This window comes from Bythopirellula goksoeyrii, assembly GCF_008065115.1.
Classification (GTDB): Bacteria; Planctomycetota; Planctomycetia; order Pirellulales; family Lacipirellulaceae; genus Bythopirellula; species Bythopirellula goksoeyrii.
Genome location: NZ_CP042913.1, coordinates 6,372,060 through 6,389,523 on the forward strand (window position 1 = coordinate 6,372,060; position 17,464 = coordinate 6,389,523).

General features: G+C 52.7%; 11 protein-coding genes and 1 pseudogene. 6 read left to right on the forward strand and 6 right to left on the reverse strand.

Annotated elements, in window-relative coordinates:
* Nucleotides 1-230 precede the first annotated feature (230 nt).
* Complete coding sequence (locus tag Pr1d_RS25285; protein WP_148076132.1) at nucleotides 231-1,055, forward strand: hypothetical protein; 825 nt, start codon at nucleotides 231-233, stop codon at nucleotides 1,053-1,055.
* A gap of 343 nt (nucleotides 1,056-1,398) precedes the next feature.
* Here Pr1d_RS25285 and Pr1d_RS25290 read toward each other — a convergent pair whose 3' ends face one another.
* The 3 genes from Pr1d_RS25290 to Pr1d_RS25300 all read right to left on the reverse strand — a co-directional run bounded on the left by Pr1d_RS25290 (nucleotide 1,399) and on the right by Pr1d_RS25300 (nucleotide 4,356).
* Nucleotides 1,399-2,439, reverse strand: a complete 1,041-nt coding sequence (locus tag Pr1d_RS25290) for an aldo/keto reductase (RefSeq protein WP_148076133.1) — start codon at nucleotides 2,437-2,439, stop codon at nucleotides 1,399-1,401.
* A gap of 83 nt (nucleotides 2,440-2,522) precedes the next feature.
* Nucleotides 2,523-2,906, reverse strand: a complete 384-nt coding sequence (locus Pr1d_RS25295) for a hypothetical protein (protein ID WP_148076134.1) — start codon at nucleotides 2,904-2,906, stop codon at nucleotides 2,523-2,525.
* Between the two features lie 43 nt (nucleotides 2,907-2,949).
* Nucleotides 2,950-4,356 carry a sodium:solute symporter family protein gene (locus tag Pr1d_RS25300; protein ID WP_148076135.1) on the reverse strand — a complete coding sequence of 469 codons (1,407 nt, stop codon included), beginning with the start codon at nucleotides 4,354-4,356 and terminating at the stop codon, nucleotides 2,950-2,952.
* Between the two features lie 293 nt (nucleotides 4,357-4,649).
* On the opposite strand from Pr1d_RS25300, the gene Pr1d_RS25305 reads away from it, so the two are divergent.
* Entirely contained in the window at nucleotides 4,650-8,612 is a 3,963-nt protein-coding gene (locus tag Pr1d_RS25305) for a tetratricopeptide repeat protein (protein WP_148076136.1), read from the forward strand.
* Between the two features lie 37 nt (nucleotides 8,613-8,649).
* Here Pr1d_RS25305 and Pr1d_RS25310 read toward each other — a convergent pair whose 3' ends face one another.
* Together Pr1d_RS25310 and Pr1d_RS25315 are read right to left on the reverse strand one after the other, a co-directional pair.
* Nucleotides 8,650-9,966 carry a pectate lyase family protein gene (locus Pr1d_RS25310; protein WP_148076137.1) on the reverse strand — a complete coding sequence of 439 codons (1,317 nt, stop codon included), beginning with the start codon at nucleotides 9,964-9,966 and terminating at the stop codon, nucleotides 8,650-8,652.
* A gap of 11 nt (nucleotides 9,967-9,977) precedes the next feature.
* Nucleotides 9,978-11,210, reverse strand: a complete 1,233-nt coding sequence (locus tag Pr1d_RS25315) for an LL-diaminopimelate aminotransferase (RefSeq protein WP_148076534.1) — start codon at nucleotides 11,208-11,210, stop codon at nucleotides 9,978-9,980.
* Between the two features lie 203 nt (nucleotides 11,211-11,413).
* Here Pr1d_RS25315 and Pr1d_RS25320 point away from each other — a divergent pair, with 203 nt between their 5' ends.
* The 4 genes and pseudogenes from Pr1d_RS25320 to Pr1d_RS25335 all read left to right on the forward strand — a co-directional run bounded on the left by Pr1d_RS25320 (nucleotide 11,414) and on the right by Pr1d_RS25335 (nucleotide 16,994).
* Nucleotides 11,414-11,641, forward strand: coding sequence for a hypothetical protein (locus Pr1d_RS25320; RefSeq protein WP_148076138.1), 228 nt, complete (start codon nucleotides 11,414-11,416; stop codon nucleotides 11,639-11,641).
* Nucleotides 11,642-11,773: 132 nt separating this feature from the next.
* Nucleotides 11,774-12,058 (forward strand): annotated as a pseudogene (locus Pr1d_RS25325) (putative toxin-antitoxin system toxin component, PIN family); the annotation flags it as partial.
* Nucleotides 12,059-12,269: 211 nt separating this feature from the next.
* On the forward strand, nucleotides 12,270-15,863 hold the full coding sequence (gene dnaE / locus Pr1d_RS25330; RefSeq protein ID WP_238476594.1) for a DNA polymerase III subunit alpha: 3,594 nt from the start codon (nucleotides 12,270-12,272) through the stop codon (nucleotides 15,861-15,863).
* A 15-nt stretch (nucleotides 15,864-15,878) separates the two neighbouring features.
* Complete coding sequence (locus Pr1d_RS25335) at nucleotides 15,879-16,994, forward strand: glycosyltransferase family 4 protein (RefSeq protein WP_148076140.1); 1,116 nt, start codon at nucleotides 15,879-15,881, stop codon at nucleotides 16,992-16,994.
* On the opposite strand, the gene Pr1d_RS25340 is transcribed toward Pr1d_RS25335, so the two are convergent.
* Entirely contained in the window at nucleotides 16,991-17,194 is a 204-nt protein-coding gene (locus Pr1d_RS25340) for a hypothetical protein (protein ID WP_148076141.1), read from the reverse strand. The two genes, Pr1d_RS25335 and Pr1d_RS25340, sit on opposite strands and share 4 nt — an antisense overlap.
* Between the last annotated feature and the right edge of the window lie 270 nt (nucleotides 17,195-17,464).

Consider the following 17,464-nt stretch of genomic DNA (forward strand, 5'->3'; position numbering starts at 1 on the left):
AGCCATTTCCACTAAAGGAGAGTCCCACCGACGCTGTATAGAAAATCGCGGTTTGTGCTCCGGGCGTAACCTTCTTGCTCACTTACCGTAGTCCTGTATCCTTGTGCAGCCTTCTTCAATTGACCCTTGTCATCGAATCGCAACGAATCGTTGATTCTCTACTCAAAATGTGAATAATCTCAATGTAATCAAGCATCCAAGACCGGGAGGCGTAGTATAGAAGCATGGCAATGAAGAAAGACCCCCAAGTGCAAGCTCAGAGAGTATCAATCCGGCTTGGGGTTGTCGGTTTAACGCTTTGCGTAGCAGCCTGTGAGTTGATTGCCGAAGAGCGACTAAACACGAAATTTGACGAAAGAGTCGAGTCAACACCTGATCTTCCACAAGACCAGCGATCTCTTCCTGGGAACGGCGATCAATATTGCGCTCCTGTCTCGGCAAGCAATGGCCTTATTTGGCTTGCTGAACAGGGCTATCCAAATCTAATGCGAACTAATCAAATTGATCTGGCAAAAGAACTTGGTTCGCCATCTTTCATGAATACTTCTGTGAACAATGGCACCGGAGTGAAGGATGTGGGGCTTGGGCTTGGAAAATATGTGACAGTTTGTGGTTATGAAATACAGGATCTTGCTTATCAAAGTTGGCGCTCGAAAAACAAGAGATCAATACGAAAAATCCCTGGCCATGCTAATCCCGTAAGTATCACAAGAGGTCTTAGGAAGGATAGTATAGTATTATTGAATATTGGGTGGTATAAACAGAGCGGCAATGATTATGAGAGACTGTCGGGACACTGGGTCACATTAGCTGGAGCTGGAAAAGAAGACGCACCCATTCTTTTTGTCCACGATCCTTCGGGACGCAGCCCAGAGGGTCAACACGAACGAGTCTCATGTAAGCGAATACGTACTGGCAAGTTGGTTGGGTCTGATGAGTACCTGCCGCTGAGTGCAAAGGGAGCATGGCAGTTAGGCGGAGAACTCAAGCTGAAAACCAACACCGGTGCAGACACTGCCATTCTAGATGGTGCGATTATGCTGCGGATTAAGTAATCCCACCGATGCTTGCAGCTTCGTTTCACCGCTTCGATCGCCCTCACCGAATACACTTGCCATCAGCCAAATCCGCAGCGGGTACTTCAATTAACGGCTTGCTCTCTTCGTGGCATTTGCGAACATTCAGGAAATGAAAGACCCGGATGATGTGGGACACAAAGTCAGTGACAGCGTATGTAACTCATTGCCTAGAGGAGCGTTACGAAAAACTAACTGCAATTCGATTCATCGTCCGACGCAGTCATGCTCAGATTTAACAGATCAACACGGATTCCTTGCAGTACTTTTGATCCGCGATAATCCGCTTAATCAGTGTCCATCCGTGTTCCATTTCTTCTTTTTACCTATCCACCTCCCACGGCGCAAACTCTTCCATACCACTGATATTACCCCAGTTCATTTCCATCCACTCACGGGGATAGCCATGGTCAAACGGGACCACGTTGGTGAGCCGATCGCGTAACTCCTGCGGCAAGTCCCAATCCCCAGCCGGAAGCCAATCCGCCACCTGCTCTTCGCGCTTCGCACCAACCAATACCGACGTCACGCGGCGATCGCCCAACAGCCAGGCCAGTGCCACTTGGGCAGCGCTGACGCCCGTTTCCTTGGCGACGGCCACCACTTCGTCGATGATGCGAAAGCTGTCGTCGTTCCAATAGCGTGGCAAATCCACCGCGGCCCGCAATCCGACCCGAGTACCCTTCTCCGGTCCTTTTTGCTTGTCGTACTTGCCGGCCAAGAGTCCCCCGGCGATCGCACTCCAGCATAGCATCCCCATTCCTTGATCCGCGGCAGCAGGAAGAACCTCCCGCTCAATGTCGCGCCGCAGCAGATTGTAGAGATGTTGCGCGCTGACCATGCGCGTGAGTCCCAACTTGTCAGCCAAGGAGTTCGCCTTCACCATCTGCCAGCCGAAGAAATTGCTGCAACCGATATAGCGTACCTTCCCGCTGCGGACTAGATCGTCCAGAGTGCGCAGGGTTTCTTCCAAAGGGGTAAAAGAATCAAACCCATGCATTTGATAAAGATCAATATGATCTGTCCCCAGTCGGCGTAGACTCGCTTCGACAGAAGAAAGTATATGCTTCCGCGAGAGCCCCTTGGCATTTGGCGACTCGTTCATGCGAAACCAGCACTTGGAGGCAATCACCAATTCATCACGATTGTGAGCAGCGATTGCCTTGCCGAGGAAATCCTCAGCAATCCCTTTGGAGTACATGTCGGCGGTGTCAATGAAATTGCCGCCCCCTTCGATGAAGCGATTCGTGATGGCAATCGAGGCCGCCTCATCACAGCCCCACCCTTCCATACCGAAGGTCATAGTGCCCAAACAGACGCGTGAGACCAACAGTCCCGAATTGCCCAGATATCGATATTTCATGCGACTTGCTCCACGAATCTGTATCTAGTAGCTGCCATGACTACAGATTCGCAGCAACGCCCGGGGAATGCAATCCCTAGGCGTTACCGGCAATCCAGCTTCCCCTGATCTTGCTTGCGCATCTTCCACGCAGCCGCGGCGTATTTTTTATCCAGTCGCGCTAGACGCAACTTCCGCACGTCGAGAGTCCGCTTGCCTCCCGTGGGGTGCTTCACCAGTACGAAGGGGAGGCACACTGCTTTCACCTTCAGCGGTACGCCTCCTGAATCGGGTAGATAGGTAATACGCACGGTTTCTTCCCGGTTTCGTGAAAACTCATCGCAGCACCAGAAAAACGAAGGGAAGTCGTAGAACACATGCAACAGCGACACGAAGTCCCCCACACGGATTTCCTCCGGCGCAAGAGGTTTCGCTAGCGATAGTTCGCTTTCAGTCTCTTCGAATTGTGCGAGTCGAGAATTTGTCATAGCAGGGTTAGACAATTCTCGGCCAAAAAGGTTCGTGTGCGGTCTATTGCTTAGGGCCTGAAAACACGGAGCCAACCCACATTCCAACTCCTGCCATCAAGAGGCCGGCAAGTTGCTGGGGAAAATGGTCTCCCAATGGTGTGACCATGAACAGAATCCAAGTGCCTACACCGAGAATGATCGAGGTAATCGCACCCGTATTGGTCGCTCGCTTCCAATGCAGTCCGCACACCAATGGCACAAACGCCCCGACCAGCGGCACTTGGTAGCTGCTCGACACGAGATCATACACCGATGTGCCCTGCATGATGATCGAGTACACCAGCACCCCTGCAGTAAACACCAGCACTGTCAGCCGCATGAGCCGCAATTCTTGAGCATCGCTCATTCTTGGCCAGACGTTTTTAAGCACGTTCTGCACGAACACGGTCGCCGGTGCCAGGATTGTTGAAGAGGCCGTCGAGAGAATCGCCGACAACAGGGCTCCAAAGAACATCACCTTGGTCAGTGGCGGCATCTGCGTCATAACAAGAGTCGGCAACACATGCTGTGGATCCTCCTTCACCAGCTCGGCCGTCTCTGTAGGCATGATTACGAGACTGCAAGCCACGATAAACATCGGTATGAAAGAGAAAAGCAGATAGCCCGAACCGCCAATGATCGGTCCCCACACGGCGATGTTCTCTCGTTTGGCCGACATCACCCGCTGAAACACATCTTGCTGCGGAATCGAACCGAGCATGATCGTAATTCCCGCCCCGAGATAGAACATGGTCTCTCGGAATGAGAGTGGCGGAAAGAATTGGAGCATGCCACGGTGGGCAGCAACCTCGATTACGTGGGTAAATCCTCCCGCCAAATTGCCCGCCATAACTGCAATCGCCACCAGACAGAAGACAATGATCACCATCTGGATAGTATCCGTGACGGCCACCGACCACATGCCCCCAAAATAGGTAAACAGCAGCACAACAATCGTCCCAATGCAAGTGCCAGCAAGAGGGCCGATCACACCGTCAGTTAACAGCGAGAAGACCAACCCCATTGCCGTGATCTGTGCCGCGACCCATCCCAAATAGGAGATGAGACTCACCCCCGAGCAAAACAATTCCACGGCCACACCATAGCGCTGGCGATAAAAATCGTTGATCGTCAGCAGCGACATGCGATAGAGTTTTCGAGCGAAGAACAGCCCCACCAGAATCAAACAAAACGACGCCCCCCACGGATCCTCGACAGTTTCAACCATCCCCCCTTCAAGAAACTTTGCCGGGATGCCAATCACCGTCTCCGACCCAAACCAAGTTGCGAACGTGGTGCCAACAATCACCCCCATCGGCAGTGCCCGCCCCGCCACGGTATAGTCCGCCGTATTCTTAACCCGCCGCGCAAACCACAACCCCATGGCAATCGAGGCAAGCAGATAGAGGGTGACGAAGAGGATGAGCATGGTTGTTGCGGGACTTGTGGAAGGGTACGCAAGCGATAGCCTCCGACCGATAGGAATAACCTATCAGGAAAGCAAGAGGAATGACAATCCAGTCCAATAAACCAGAAACTATTTGTATCGGGAAAAAGCATTGGTAAGATGTGAAGTTGACAGGCAGGCTGCTGAGAGCATCAAAATTGACTGGTCGATTGCGAAAAGCGTCTCTTGCATCGTCTTTCTGCGGTCCAAACCCTTTTCGTGAGAGGTACATCTTGTCAAGCAGTTTCGTATACAAGCCTAGTGTCCGATTTGTAATGCAAGTCTTGAACGCCTTGTCACTTATGACGGCTTTGCTTTTGGGTTTTGGATTGCTCCCGACCCAATTTGGATCGGCAAATGACGTACTCGGCGAGCAAATCAAAGTAGTCTATCTGGACGTTTTCCGCCCGAGCAAGGTGGAGAAGGAATGGACACCCTTGCTTCCGCGCGAATTGATCCGTCAGGCGGTACTACTTTCAGCTCGGGAAGAATTTGGATTTACGACCCGCGATATGGTGCTCGGTGACTCGATCGACGAAAGTAACCCTCATATCGATTCATTGAAGTGTTCAACGGTCACAGCTGATCAGAAGATGAGCCTGACCCTTCAACTCAGCGAAGATCCCGAAAACAAACACTCTTTGAGTCATAAAATCCAAGCTGCTGCAGGCGGCTATGTTTCCTCGAAATCGTACCCAGATATTGTCGAGAAATCGGAACTGTGGACTCGATCAGAATTGGTAGAGTTATTCAAGTCCTGGGGATGGATTCACAAGCCGACTCCAATCAATCCCGAAGCGACACTCTCTGAAGAGGTCGAATCACTTTTACACACCTTCAACGAATATGCCCAATTCGATGCGGTCCGTCGCCTCCATTCCCAAATTCGCACCGAGGGAGAGTCACCTGCTTTGTTGGCGGCTCTTGTGCGGGGATATGCAAATCTGGGGCAACTGTGCCGCTACCACTTCACCGGTCGAGAGCAAGTATTTTATGCGCGCAGTTTATTGTATGCAGAACGACTGCTCGTACGACATGGTGACTCTCCGTTCGCTCGCTGGAATCGAGCTTATGCGCGTGTCATGGCTGGCCTCGATTTTGCCGCTGTCAAAGATTTACAACAAGCCGAAGAGTTTCTGAATTCCGACACTCCCCCGGCATGGGTTCCTATTCTCACCGCCTATCTTGATCATTCCCTTATCAAGAGCGTGAACAAGACTAATAGTGAAGACTCGTCAATCGAACAGGAAAATCTTTCCGACCAGGCACCAGAGGAACCCGAGGCACCAGAGTGGGTGCAGATTGCATTCGACCTATTCGGATCGAGGGCAGAACTTAACAATCAGGAGCCGGCCGATCCTACAGATAGCTTGGCCGCCTATCTTTGCTTGGTCCTAGCAGAAAGGACTCGCAATGTTAGCTATCAAAATACTTTCTTTGATTCGTTAATCCGTCTTCAACCGCTCTGCCTCCGGGCAATCGATTCCATGGCAGATCGAGGTGGTGTTAGTAATCTACACAGGATGACTACCCTCGGGCCCTCGGTAAACCTACGCTCCTTGCGATCGCATGTGTTAGCAATGCCAGGGCTACCACCTGAGGCTGTTAGTACTATCAGAGAATGCTACGAAGGAAACTGGCCAAATAAACCTGTACCCAGTCTTGTGATGGCTTTGCGAGCCGGAATGGCTGACGACCTAGAAAGTGAACTATCATGGTCTGCACTTGCTGAAATGATTCAAGACGTTCACTTCGTCCAGGTTTATCGCCGTGGAATTTTCATGAAGTTTAGTTGGAGTGTTCCTGTTGATGATTTTCTCGACGCAGCTTCTCAATCCCTCCAAGGCTATCGCTTTGCTCCGATAATCGAGGCATTACACCTGGATCCGACGCTTCAGTCGAATGAGATCAACGCCCTTATGGAAAAGATCCAATTCGGGGACCTTTCAGTGACTGCTACATTACTGTTAGATAAATCCTGGTGGGGAAGAAAACCGACTACGACATCTCATTTCAGATGGGTATGGAATCGGCTGATTCAAAGCGGAGATGCCACTAGCCATGATCTTGTGGCTCGTATTGTCAAATTGCATACACACCAAAATTCCCGCCGCCTGTGGTTTGCCAGAGAATTACACTTCGTCAATCCTTATTCTCCTATCTGGGCATCCGCCTTCGTTTCTAACGACTGGGTACATGCCCAACCTGACGTAAAGAGGTATCTGGAACACTTTGGTTACGATCCGTACTTTCTACGTCGTTTGGCCGAGCAACAAGTTAAAGCTGAGCTCTACGAAGATGCTCAGAAGACTCTCGAACGCTTCATTGTGGTGTGCCCCAATCGCTGGGGATATGAAGAGTTGGCTGCAATTCATCGCCGAAAAGGTGAGAACACTATAGCCAACACACTCATGGAGGAATTTCTATCGGTCGGAACCGACTTGGGGCTTTCTGATGCCCGCGTCCATGCGGAACTGGCAGAAAAGCATCTCGAACAGAACGAGTTCGATGAAGCTCTTAAACACGCAGAACTGGCTGCCCAATCAGGGGCAGCTTGGGCCATGATGACTGCAGCTTACGTCAACGAACGTACGGGACATTGGAATCGCTCAGAAAGCTTGGTGCGAAGCACTTCCGAACGATACGACACTGGACGTTCTCTCTTATACTGGTGGTGCCGCAGAACTGGTCGAGGTGATCTAGAATATGCTCGAGGTTTGGCGCAACAGTACTTTACGGAACCTCACGACACCTCCTGCATCTCGGGCGAAATCGACGAAGCTCTCTTCTCTCTCTTGGAAGACAACCCTGAAGCAGCTCTGAAATCCCTTTTACACAAATTTGAACCGGACAAAGATCCTTTCATCGGATTGCACGCTGTCTTAGTAGCTAACCAACTCGATCAACTGGAAACACGTGACTCTCTTCTACAAGATTTGCCTGTGGAGTGGATACCGGCTTCGGTGGGAAGTCATCAGAGGTACTACGAACTAGCTAATCTTCTGAGAAAGTTTTGGAATGGCGAGGAAGTCGTATTCGATTGGAAAGTGTTTGATGAGAAAGTGAAACGACTCTCTAAAATTCATCAAGTGCGAGTCTACTACTTTGTCTCCGAAGTGGGAAAGATCCTAGGCACACAGAAGCTAGCCGACGAGTATCTCAAACGCTGTACCGCACCTATTGGGGGAGTAGATGACGCCAATCAGATTTTGGCTCTAGCTCAGCTACATGCAAAGGGTGAAGATCCCTATGCTGAGGATTTACCTGAGCTACATCAGGTGCCTTGGCCTGGATCAGACAGCGAATTGTACCAGATGGCAGGTAGATTGATTGATCAGGGACGTCCTGCGGAGGCAAAACCTCTTCTGCTTGAATTCGTTGAACGAACAGGAAATTATACCGGAATGCGCCGACTAGCCCGCTTACATTTGCAGAATCATGAGTTCCTCGAAGCACTCCCCTTTGCGGAGCGTGCCGCTACTTGGGGCGATTCAACAGGAATCTTTCGAGCGATGAGCGCCAACGACGGGCTGGGGCGTTTCGACGATTCGGAAAAATGGGTTCGAAAGTTGGCAGAACGCTATGAAGACGATCAGGCCGAGTGGTATTTGTGGTGCATCCGCACTGGCCAAGGAGATGTGGCGAACGCTCGTGTTTTGGCTAAGAAACATTATGTAGATGCAGATCCCCCATATAAGGCTGGTGACTGGCGAAGTCCTGTCTTTTTCCTCTTGGATGAAGATATTCCCGAAGCCATACGAGAATTCCAAAGTGCTTACGAGCATTATCCTGACCCCTGGTCAGGACTCCATTTGGCAACACTCTACGAGGCGATCGGAAACGACGAACAAAGAAACGATATCCTTGAATCTGTAGCCAACACCAAACATCTCAAGCGTTTTGGCAAGTCTGACAGGAACTCGATGGTAAAACTAGCACAACTTTTCCTGCCTGCTTGTTTGGATCCCACTAATACTCACCCAATTTCACAGCAGATTGATTATTTGAGTTCGACACTCTCTACCAATCAGAAGGTGAATGTGAACTACTTTGCTGCTCACCTTTTCCAAACAATCGGAGACGATTCTCTTGCTTTAGAATATTTGAAACGATGCGTTACGCCGAATTATTCTCTTCAGGTCAATCAATCACTCGCCTACAGAGATCTACGGAAATCTGGTCTTGATCCATTCGACCTACTGACGAGCAAAGAGGAGGCCATTGACACTGACAGATAGTATTCTGGCAATGCTCTTCATGCTGCAAAGAACCTTGCTACGGCTCCCCACCATTGAGATACTCTTCCAGATTCGGATACCCATCCCCATCCGGATCACCTAGGTGGTCATCAACGGCCGGGTCCAGCCCGTGCTGGGTTTCCCATTCATCCGGCATGCCGTCGTTATCTGCATCGGCGGGTAGTTCACCAGCTCCGTAAGCAGGCCAGCCACCCACGTCTGCTTGTGAATCGATGAGCTCCCCCGTACCGGCCCGCACTTGTTCGACGATCCGCGCATCTACGGCATCGCGCTCAGGCAAAGTTGCACCCGCTGCTCTGAGGACGGCGTCATAGGCATCTTTGGCCGTCTGGGTCGAAACGGGCTCTACCTCAAACGGTTCTTCGCGTTTGTTTTCTGGTTTCGCGCTAGAGATCAACTGCCAAAAGTCCTCGTTCTTCGTCCCCGATTCTTCCTGATAGTTCCCTTGTTGATACATCTGAGTCGACTTCCCACCCACCTTGAAAGCAGGGCCATTCGGCTTACGGATGTAGTTGCCCACGTAGTTCATCCGCACCGGATCTTCCGCCGAATAGCCGTTGCTGTCGTAGATCACGTTATTGCGGAAATCGAACAGAATGCTGCCCGGGCCGTAGGTACCAGGCCGTGGGCTGCGCGTGCGATGATGGGCATATAAGTTGTGATGATAGCTCACGCGACCGTTGCAGCGAATGAGCGAACCGAAGCCGTGGTCTCCCTTATGATGGGCACCGTGGTTGAGCGATTCGGCAATCAAGCACCATTGCACCGTCACGTTGTCGATCCCTGCCCCCGAGACAGTGCAACACTCGTCTGTCGACCAAGTGGCAGAGCAGTGATCGAGAATCACGTCACGCGACGGCGCACCAATCGTCACGGCATCTGGTTCGAAGGATCTTCCCTTGGCTAAAAGTGCAGCAGCAGGTTCGTCACCGGGGCGAAATCGCAGATGCTGGACGATCACATCATGAGCTCGAATCGTAAAATTGAAATTCTTGAGGCAAACCCCGTCGCCAGGCGCTGACTGACCTGCAATGGTGCTATATGGCTCACGACACACCAGTTCATCTTCCAACGGAATGACTCCTGCCACGCGAAATAGAATATAGCGAGGCCCCTTCGCTTCCACTGCTTCGCGAAAACTCCCCGGCCCGGAGTCGTTGAGATTGGTCACGAAGAGCACCCGACCACCACGCCCCCCTTGGGAGTGGGCGCCGAATCCCTCGGCACCTGGGAACGCAAGGATTGGCGGCTCGTCTGCAACAGTAGAATTGCAAATCAAGGGCAAGAACAACGCACAACAAATCAAATAATTGGCGAGTTTATGGATTGCCATGAATTGCTTTCTTAGAAAACTGGCCCAATATTCTTCAACCGAGCTTCCGTCTCCTCCATCAAAGCGTCCTCTGCCGCTTCATCGGCTGCCTCATAGGTAACACTAAATCGCAGAAATGCTCCCGCGTCGTCCCAGGGAACGGTGCAGATCGACTGCTCCTTGATAAGATATTGGCTCGCCGCCTCGGCATTCTCGAAAGTCTGTCCGCTGGCCAAGCCCTTGGGTGACGGGGTGTACAGGAAATACGTACCTCCCGGCATAGAGCATTGAAACCCGCAGCGACTGAGCGTGGCAACCAGCTTCTCCATGCGCCGCTTGTATTTTGCGCGAATTCGAGTGGGAATCGATGGCTCATCGAGTGCTGCGGCGGCAGCTTTCTGGATCGCGATGAATTGTCCCGAATCGCAGTTGTCCTTCACATCGGCAAACGCACTCACGATGCGTTCGTTGCCACAAACCCAACCCAGCCGCCAGCCGATCATGTCGAAACCCTTCGACATTGAATGTAGCTCAACTCCTACTTCCATTGCGCCCGGCACGGAGAGAAAACTATTCGGCTCGCGGTCAAAAGACAACACGGCATGAGCCGCGTCTTGCACCACGACGATGTTGTTTTTCTTGGCGAAGCGGATCACTGCTTCATAAAATTCACGAGACGCCGTCTTGCCTGTGGGACTATTGGGGTAGCAGAGTACAAGCAGTTTGGCCTTGGCAACGATGTCGCCCGGAATCTTCTCCAGGTCCGGCAGGAAATCATTTTCCGCAAGCAGAGGCAGCTTATAGACTGCCCCACCGTAGTAGCCTGTGTGCGTGCCTGCCACGGGATAGCCGGGCACCGTCATCAGCGTGATATCGCCCGGATTAATAAACACGGCCGGAATGATTGCCAGCGCCGACTTGGACCCAATGCAATGATTGATCTGCGTCGCTGGATCGAGCGTCACACCATACTCTCGCTGCATGAACCGGGCGATCGCTTCTTTGTAGTCACCGATACCATTGTCCGCATAGCCGCGATTCTCCGGCTTCCCGATTTCCTCGGCCATCGTACGCAGCACCAACTCATCCGCCACACCGTCATTCTCGCCGATGCCGAAATCTAAGAGCTGTCTCTCCGGATGCTCGGCCAGTGCCTGCCGCTTAGCTCGCTTGATCTTTTCAAACTTGTAGATGGCCGTGCCCTTGCCATACTGGGCTCCGCCAATACGGTCGGCAAACATCGCCTGAAAATAGGGATCGCTCATGAGTGTCTCAGAAATTCGCGGGAATGGATACAAGAAATTGGAAACTGCCAGCGTACTGGAAGCAGTAGAGGGCGACAAGAAGCAGATTCTAGCTCCTTTGTTGCCGTTACGATCAGAGTTTCTTTTGGCAACCGTAGGGGTTAGAATGTGGACTACTAGAGAATCATTTTTCATTAGCCTTCTCCACGGCATCCCTTCAAACCATGAAAACCACAGAAATCACGATCGAAGTAGAACCCAGCACCGCAGAGCTTTATCTGTCGGCACCAGAACAACAGAAGCGACAACTCAACTTGTTGCTAAGCCTCTATATTCAAGATGCCATTGCCTCTGCTCGTCCCTTAAAAGAGGTTATTCGACAAGCCAGCACCGAGGCCCAGGCAAACGGCTTGACCCCTGAGATTCTTGATGAGTTACTTCGAGATGAGTAACAAAGTTGGGCGATGCGTTCTGGACACAAACACTTTGTCAGCGCGTATCTCTTCCCTACCTCGAAGCCCGTGATCGCATTAGCAACCATTATCGAGAGGGGAACTCTTCTCTAGTCCCTTGAGACGGCAGATGAACTCGCTAGAGTTTTGCGTCGCCAAAAATTTGACCGCTATTTGACTAGAAAACGTCGGGAGGAATTGTTGACAGCTACGATAGCAGAGAGCGAAACAGTGGAAATCACTTCCGTTATTGAAGATTGCCGAGATTCAAGCGACAACCTGTTCCTGGCCACTGCTACTGATGGAAATGCCAAATACCTCGTTTCAGGAGACACCGATCTCTTGGTACTCAATCCCTATCGAGAGGTACAAATCTTGGCTCCCAATGATTTCCTCAAACAGCTCGGACACGGATAGTTGCCCACCTACTGCATTTCTAACAAGCGGGTTTCATATCTTTGGTTCTATGACTTTTATGATTGCCCGAATTAAGTCACATAGCAGAGACCTTGGTTCCTCTGGCTAGGCACAAAAGCTTTCTTTTTCTCCCCCCCTGCAACACCTCGACCCAAGGGTTACAATATCCCTTTAGATCAAACGCCGGATTCCAAAGTTGGAGGGAACCATCTTGTCGCAGCAATTTGTCCATCTGCATTGCCATAGCCACTACAGTCTGCTGGATGGTGCGAGCCCTATCAAAAAGCTCGTCGAACGCGCTAAAGAATTGGGGATGAACGCGCTGGCGCTCACCGACCACGGCAACCTCTACGGTGCGCTGCAATTCTACCAGGCATGTCGCGATGCGGAGATCAATCCGATTCTCGGTTACGAAGCCTATGTCTCGCCGGGGAGTCGGTTTGAGAAATCGGGGGCCACCAGCAGCAAGGAAGCCAGTTTTCATCTCACGCTGCTCGCCCAGAATCGCATCGGCTTTCAAAACCTGATCAAGCTCTCCAGCCGTGCGTTTCTCGAAGGGTTTTATCACAAACCCCGTATCGACCGCGAGTTACTCGCCGATCACTCGGAGGGAATCGTTTGCCTAAGTGGATGTGTGTCGGGAGAGTTCAGCCGATCGCTGCTCAACGGCAACAATCCGGCCACCGAAGAACAAATCGTTCAGGCGACCAACGTCGCCGAGTGGTTCAGTGGCGTGTTTGGCAATCGCTACTTTATCGAGATCCAAAACAATGGCCTCGACATTCAGAAGCAGGCGATGGAAGCCGCGCTCGTGGTTGCCCAGCGGGTTGGATTGCCGGTGGTCGCGACCAGCGATGCCCACTACGTACGGCAGGAAGACGCCGAGGCCCAAGACGTTCTCTTGTGCATCAACACCGGCAAGTTCCGCACTGACACGAACCGCATGAAGATGGAGGGAGATCAATTCTTCCTGCGGAGTCCTGCACAAATGTACGAGGCGCTTCCCGGCTGCGAGGATGCCTTGCAGCGTTCCCAGGAAATCGCCGACTCGGTCCACATTGACCTGGAACTTGGTAAACGTCACTTTCCCAGCTTCACACCCCCCGAAGAAAAAAATTCAGACGAATATTTGCGCGAGCTCTGCATCGCGGGCCTCAAGGAGCGTTATGCCAACGAGCCTGATCGCTGGAATGGGGACGATCTCGCCCAAGAAGTCCACGACCGATTGGACCGCGAACTGGGCGTGATCACCAAGCTCGGTTTCTGTGACTACTTCTTGATCGTGTGGGACTTTGTCCGCTTCGCGGTTGAGAAGGGTATCCCCTGCACGGCCCGTGGTTCGGGTGTCGGTTCGCTGGTGTGTTTCGCCCTCAAGATGAGCCACGTCTGCCCCCTCAAGTACGATCTCCTCTTTGAACGATTCCTCGATGAAAGTCGTTTGGAAGCGCCTGATATCGACATCGACTTCTGCAAAGAACGCCGTGGCGAGGTCATCCAATATGTCAAAGACAAATACGGCGAAGCCAATGTTGCACAGATCGGCACCTTCGGCACGCTGGCAGCCCGAGCCGCGATCCGCGACGTGGGCCGAACTCTCGGCATGCCGATTTTCCGCGTCGATCAGGTAGTCGCCATGGTGCCCGATCAATTGGGCATTTCCATCGAGAAGGCGATTGAGCAGAGCGACGAACTCAAGAAAAACTATGAAGGCGATGGTGAGATTCGCGAGCTATTGGATCTCGCCCAAAAGATTGAGGGCCTCGCGCGAAACGTCGGTACCCATGCCGCGGCAGTAGTAATCGCGGAAAAACCGGTCGATGAATATGTGCCGCTCCAACACGTAAAGGGCAAGTCTGAAGTCATCACTCAATGGGCGATGGGTGACGTCGAGCGCGCCGGCCTATTGAAAATGGATTTCCTCGGTCTGCGAAATCTCACGATCCTCGCCCGCACCATCGAACTGGTTGAGGAGTCACGCGGCGAGAAAATCGATCCGTATCAATTCCCGCTCGACGACCAGGAGTCCTTTGATCTCTTATGTCGTGGCGAAACCAAAGGAATCTTCCAACTCGAATCGGGAGGCATTCGTGATTTGCTGCAGAGGATGAAACCCGACCACTTCCGCGACATCATCGCCACCAACGCCCTCTATCGCCCCGGTCCGCTTGAAGGGGGCATGGTCGACGACTATATCGAGGTAAAGCACGGCCGTAAAGAAGCCGAGTATCCTCATCCCGCGATGCGCGAAGTTCTCTCCGAGACCCACGGCGTGATGGTCTATCAGGAACAGGTGATGCGGATTCTCAATCGCTTGGGGGGCATTCAACTTTCCAATGCCTACACTTGCATCAAGGCGATTAGCAAGAAAAAGCTGCCGATGATCGCCAAGTACCGCGAAGAATTCATCACGGGGGCTCATAGCCAGGGGCTCGACAAGAAAAAAGCGGCCGAACTGTTTGGCATGATCGAGAAATTCGCCGGCTATGGCTTCAATAAGAGCCACTCGACTGCTTACGCACTTATCGCCTACATGACCGCTTATCTCAAGGCACACTATCAAGTCGAATTCATGGCTGCCCTGTTGTCGTGCGACATCCCAGGACGCAACTTCAAAAACAAGGATGCCCTCGTTGAGCACTTGGAAGATTGCCGTCGAATGGAGATCGAGGTGGTACCGCCGAGTGTAAATTCCTCTGGCCCCGACTTCTTGGTTCGCGATGGCAAGATCCTTTTCGGTCTTAGTGCCATTAAGGCCTGTGGCACCGGCGCCGCCGAAGCGATCGAAGCCGAACGCCAAAAAAATGGTCTCTTCAAGAGCCTGTTCGATTTTTGCGAGCGCGTCGATCCGCAACTTTGCAACCGCGCTACCATCGAAGCGCTCATCAAAGCTGGAGCCTTCGACGGCTTGGGAGGGCATCGTGCACAACTCATGACTCTCTTGGAACGGGCTCTGCAATCGGGCGCCGCCGCCGCTGCTGATCGCCGCTCGGGCCAGATCGGCCTCTTCGACGATGAAGAAGAACCGACCGAATCGGCCGCCGCTGCCGATATGCCGAACGTCGCTCCTTGGGAAGAAAAGGATCAGCTATCCCGCGAGAAAGAGGTGCTTGGTTTTTATCTCACCAGCCATCCACTGGCCGAGCACGAGCAGATTATTCGCACCTATTGCTCGCACAACAGCCAGTCGCTGGCAAATCTTGCCCACCGAGATGAAGTCCATCTGGGAGGAATGCTGGCAGCAATTAAGTTCTCACATACTAAGAATCCCCGTCCCGGCAGTGTTCACACGAAATACGCTATGTGGGACCTGGAGGATCTTGAGGGGATCGTCCGCTGCATCATGTGGCCCGAACAGTTCGCCGAATTTGGCCAGCTCGTCGTCCCCGACGCTATCTTGGCCGTCATCGGCAAAGTGGATCGCCGCGCTGGTAGTGAAGAAACCAACTTAATCGTTGACAAACTTTTGCCGCTCGACGAGATGGAACAACAATTCTCCAGCGGTATGGTGATTCGCGTCCGCGAAGAAGATCATGGCGAGCAGGGCCTGGAGAAGCTCAGAGAGATCGTCCGCGGCTATCCCGGCAAAAAGAAGCTGCGGTTGCGACTCGACCTGGCCACTGGCGGCCAAGTATGGCTTGATAGCAACTCAACCGGCGTCGAAGCTTCGGCAGAACTCAACGGGCGCATCGACGAACTATTAGGCGAGGGCAACCGCATCATGGAGCGTGTCGCTCCCACACCACAGTCTGCCAGCCGCGATACAGAGCGCCAGCGGAGTAGAGCGCGGCAAAACGGAGCGCGTTAACTCGGACACCCACGCATGCCCCACTCCATCGTCCACCTCATCGCCGAGTGGTCTCCCTTCAACGCCGCAGCTCATCTGCGAGAAGTGGTCTGCAGTCAGGTCCAAGCCGGTGAGTCGGTGGCGGTAATCATTCTCTCGGCCAACCCTAATGCGCAAGCTGAAATCGATGACCTGGGAGCCACCTGCATCTTCGTGCATCGCCGCTGGCATTTAGATCCGTTTGCCCTGCGCGAATGTGCAATTCAGCTCCGCTCGATGCATCCCAGGGTAGTTTTTTTCTGGGGTGTCCGCGCGACAGAGTTTGCTTCGCTCGCCCGCTGGACACTCCCCAAGGCCAAGCTAATTGCCACGCTCCCCGCAGAATCCTCGTCCGCGGGTTCTTGGGCTTCTCAGTGGCTCGGCAATGCAGCGGTGCTCGATCACATCGTCGCCGATTACGCCAAGAAACCCTCGGAGAAGACGACCGTCATCACACCTGGAGTCGCCGCACCAACCAATAGCGACCTATCCCATGAAGAACTCCTCGCCGAACTCAAGTTCCCCGCCGAAGCCCAACTCATTACGATTGCCGGTCCGCTCACCAGATCAGAGCTGATTGACGAAGCAATCTGGAATTTCGAACTGGTCCGCACCTTGCACCCCCAGGCGTGCCTTGTAGTCCTCGGCGACGGTCCCGATCGCTACCGCTTGGAGCGCTATGCTCGCTTGGTAAGTGATCCCACTGCAATTCGTTTTTTTAAAGGGGTCGGGAGTCTTTTTTCACAAAAGACTCCCGACCCCTTTGGACTACTCAAACACTCGACCCTCTATTGGCAACCTGGCCGCAGCACGGCAATCCCCACAGCCCTGCTCTGTGCGCAGGCACTAGGAATCCCCGTCGTCGCAAACGACACCGCTCCTCACGCTCAAGTCGTCACGCACGGAGAAAATGGATTTCTGGTTCCCACTAAAAAACGCTCCTTCTGGACACGTCACACAGTCGAGCTACTGGAAAACCTCGAACTGCACAAGCAATGCTCGGCTGACGCCCGCAACGTCGTTGAGGAGCACTTCTCCCTGGCCAATATGCTTCAGGCGTATGACCAACTAGCGAAGACAACGAGCCCGCAACACATTGCCATGAATCACTAAACTTCCGCCACCACCCTTCCAACTCCTGAAAGGCACGATGCCGTCTCAATCGTCGGCGGAAACCAACGCTCTTGTTCCGCCAGCAAATCAAAACCAACCGTCCGACGGCGACGCTCTGCGGGGGTCCAACGCTGACGGATCTGTTCGCACTCTGAGGCGATTTTGCGGGGTGAGGGCAAGTATTCGGGAAAGGCTCTCATTGGGTATTATCTCGCTCGGACAAAACTCAGCGGAAAGAAACCAGGGCCGAAACGCACGGTGGTAGGCAAAGAGTGGGCATCGAAGTGCGTCTTACACGGCCCTGGTTCTACGGATGACATGAACGAGAATTTACTGTCCAAAAGTTGTGGTCCTATTCAGAAACGATGAATTCTTCGTTCAGATCGCTTGGCAACCTGGTGAGGTAGCCCTTTGCCCATATTAAAGAAACCACTAGAATTACGGAGAATACGACTATTCTTATTCGGCAG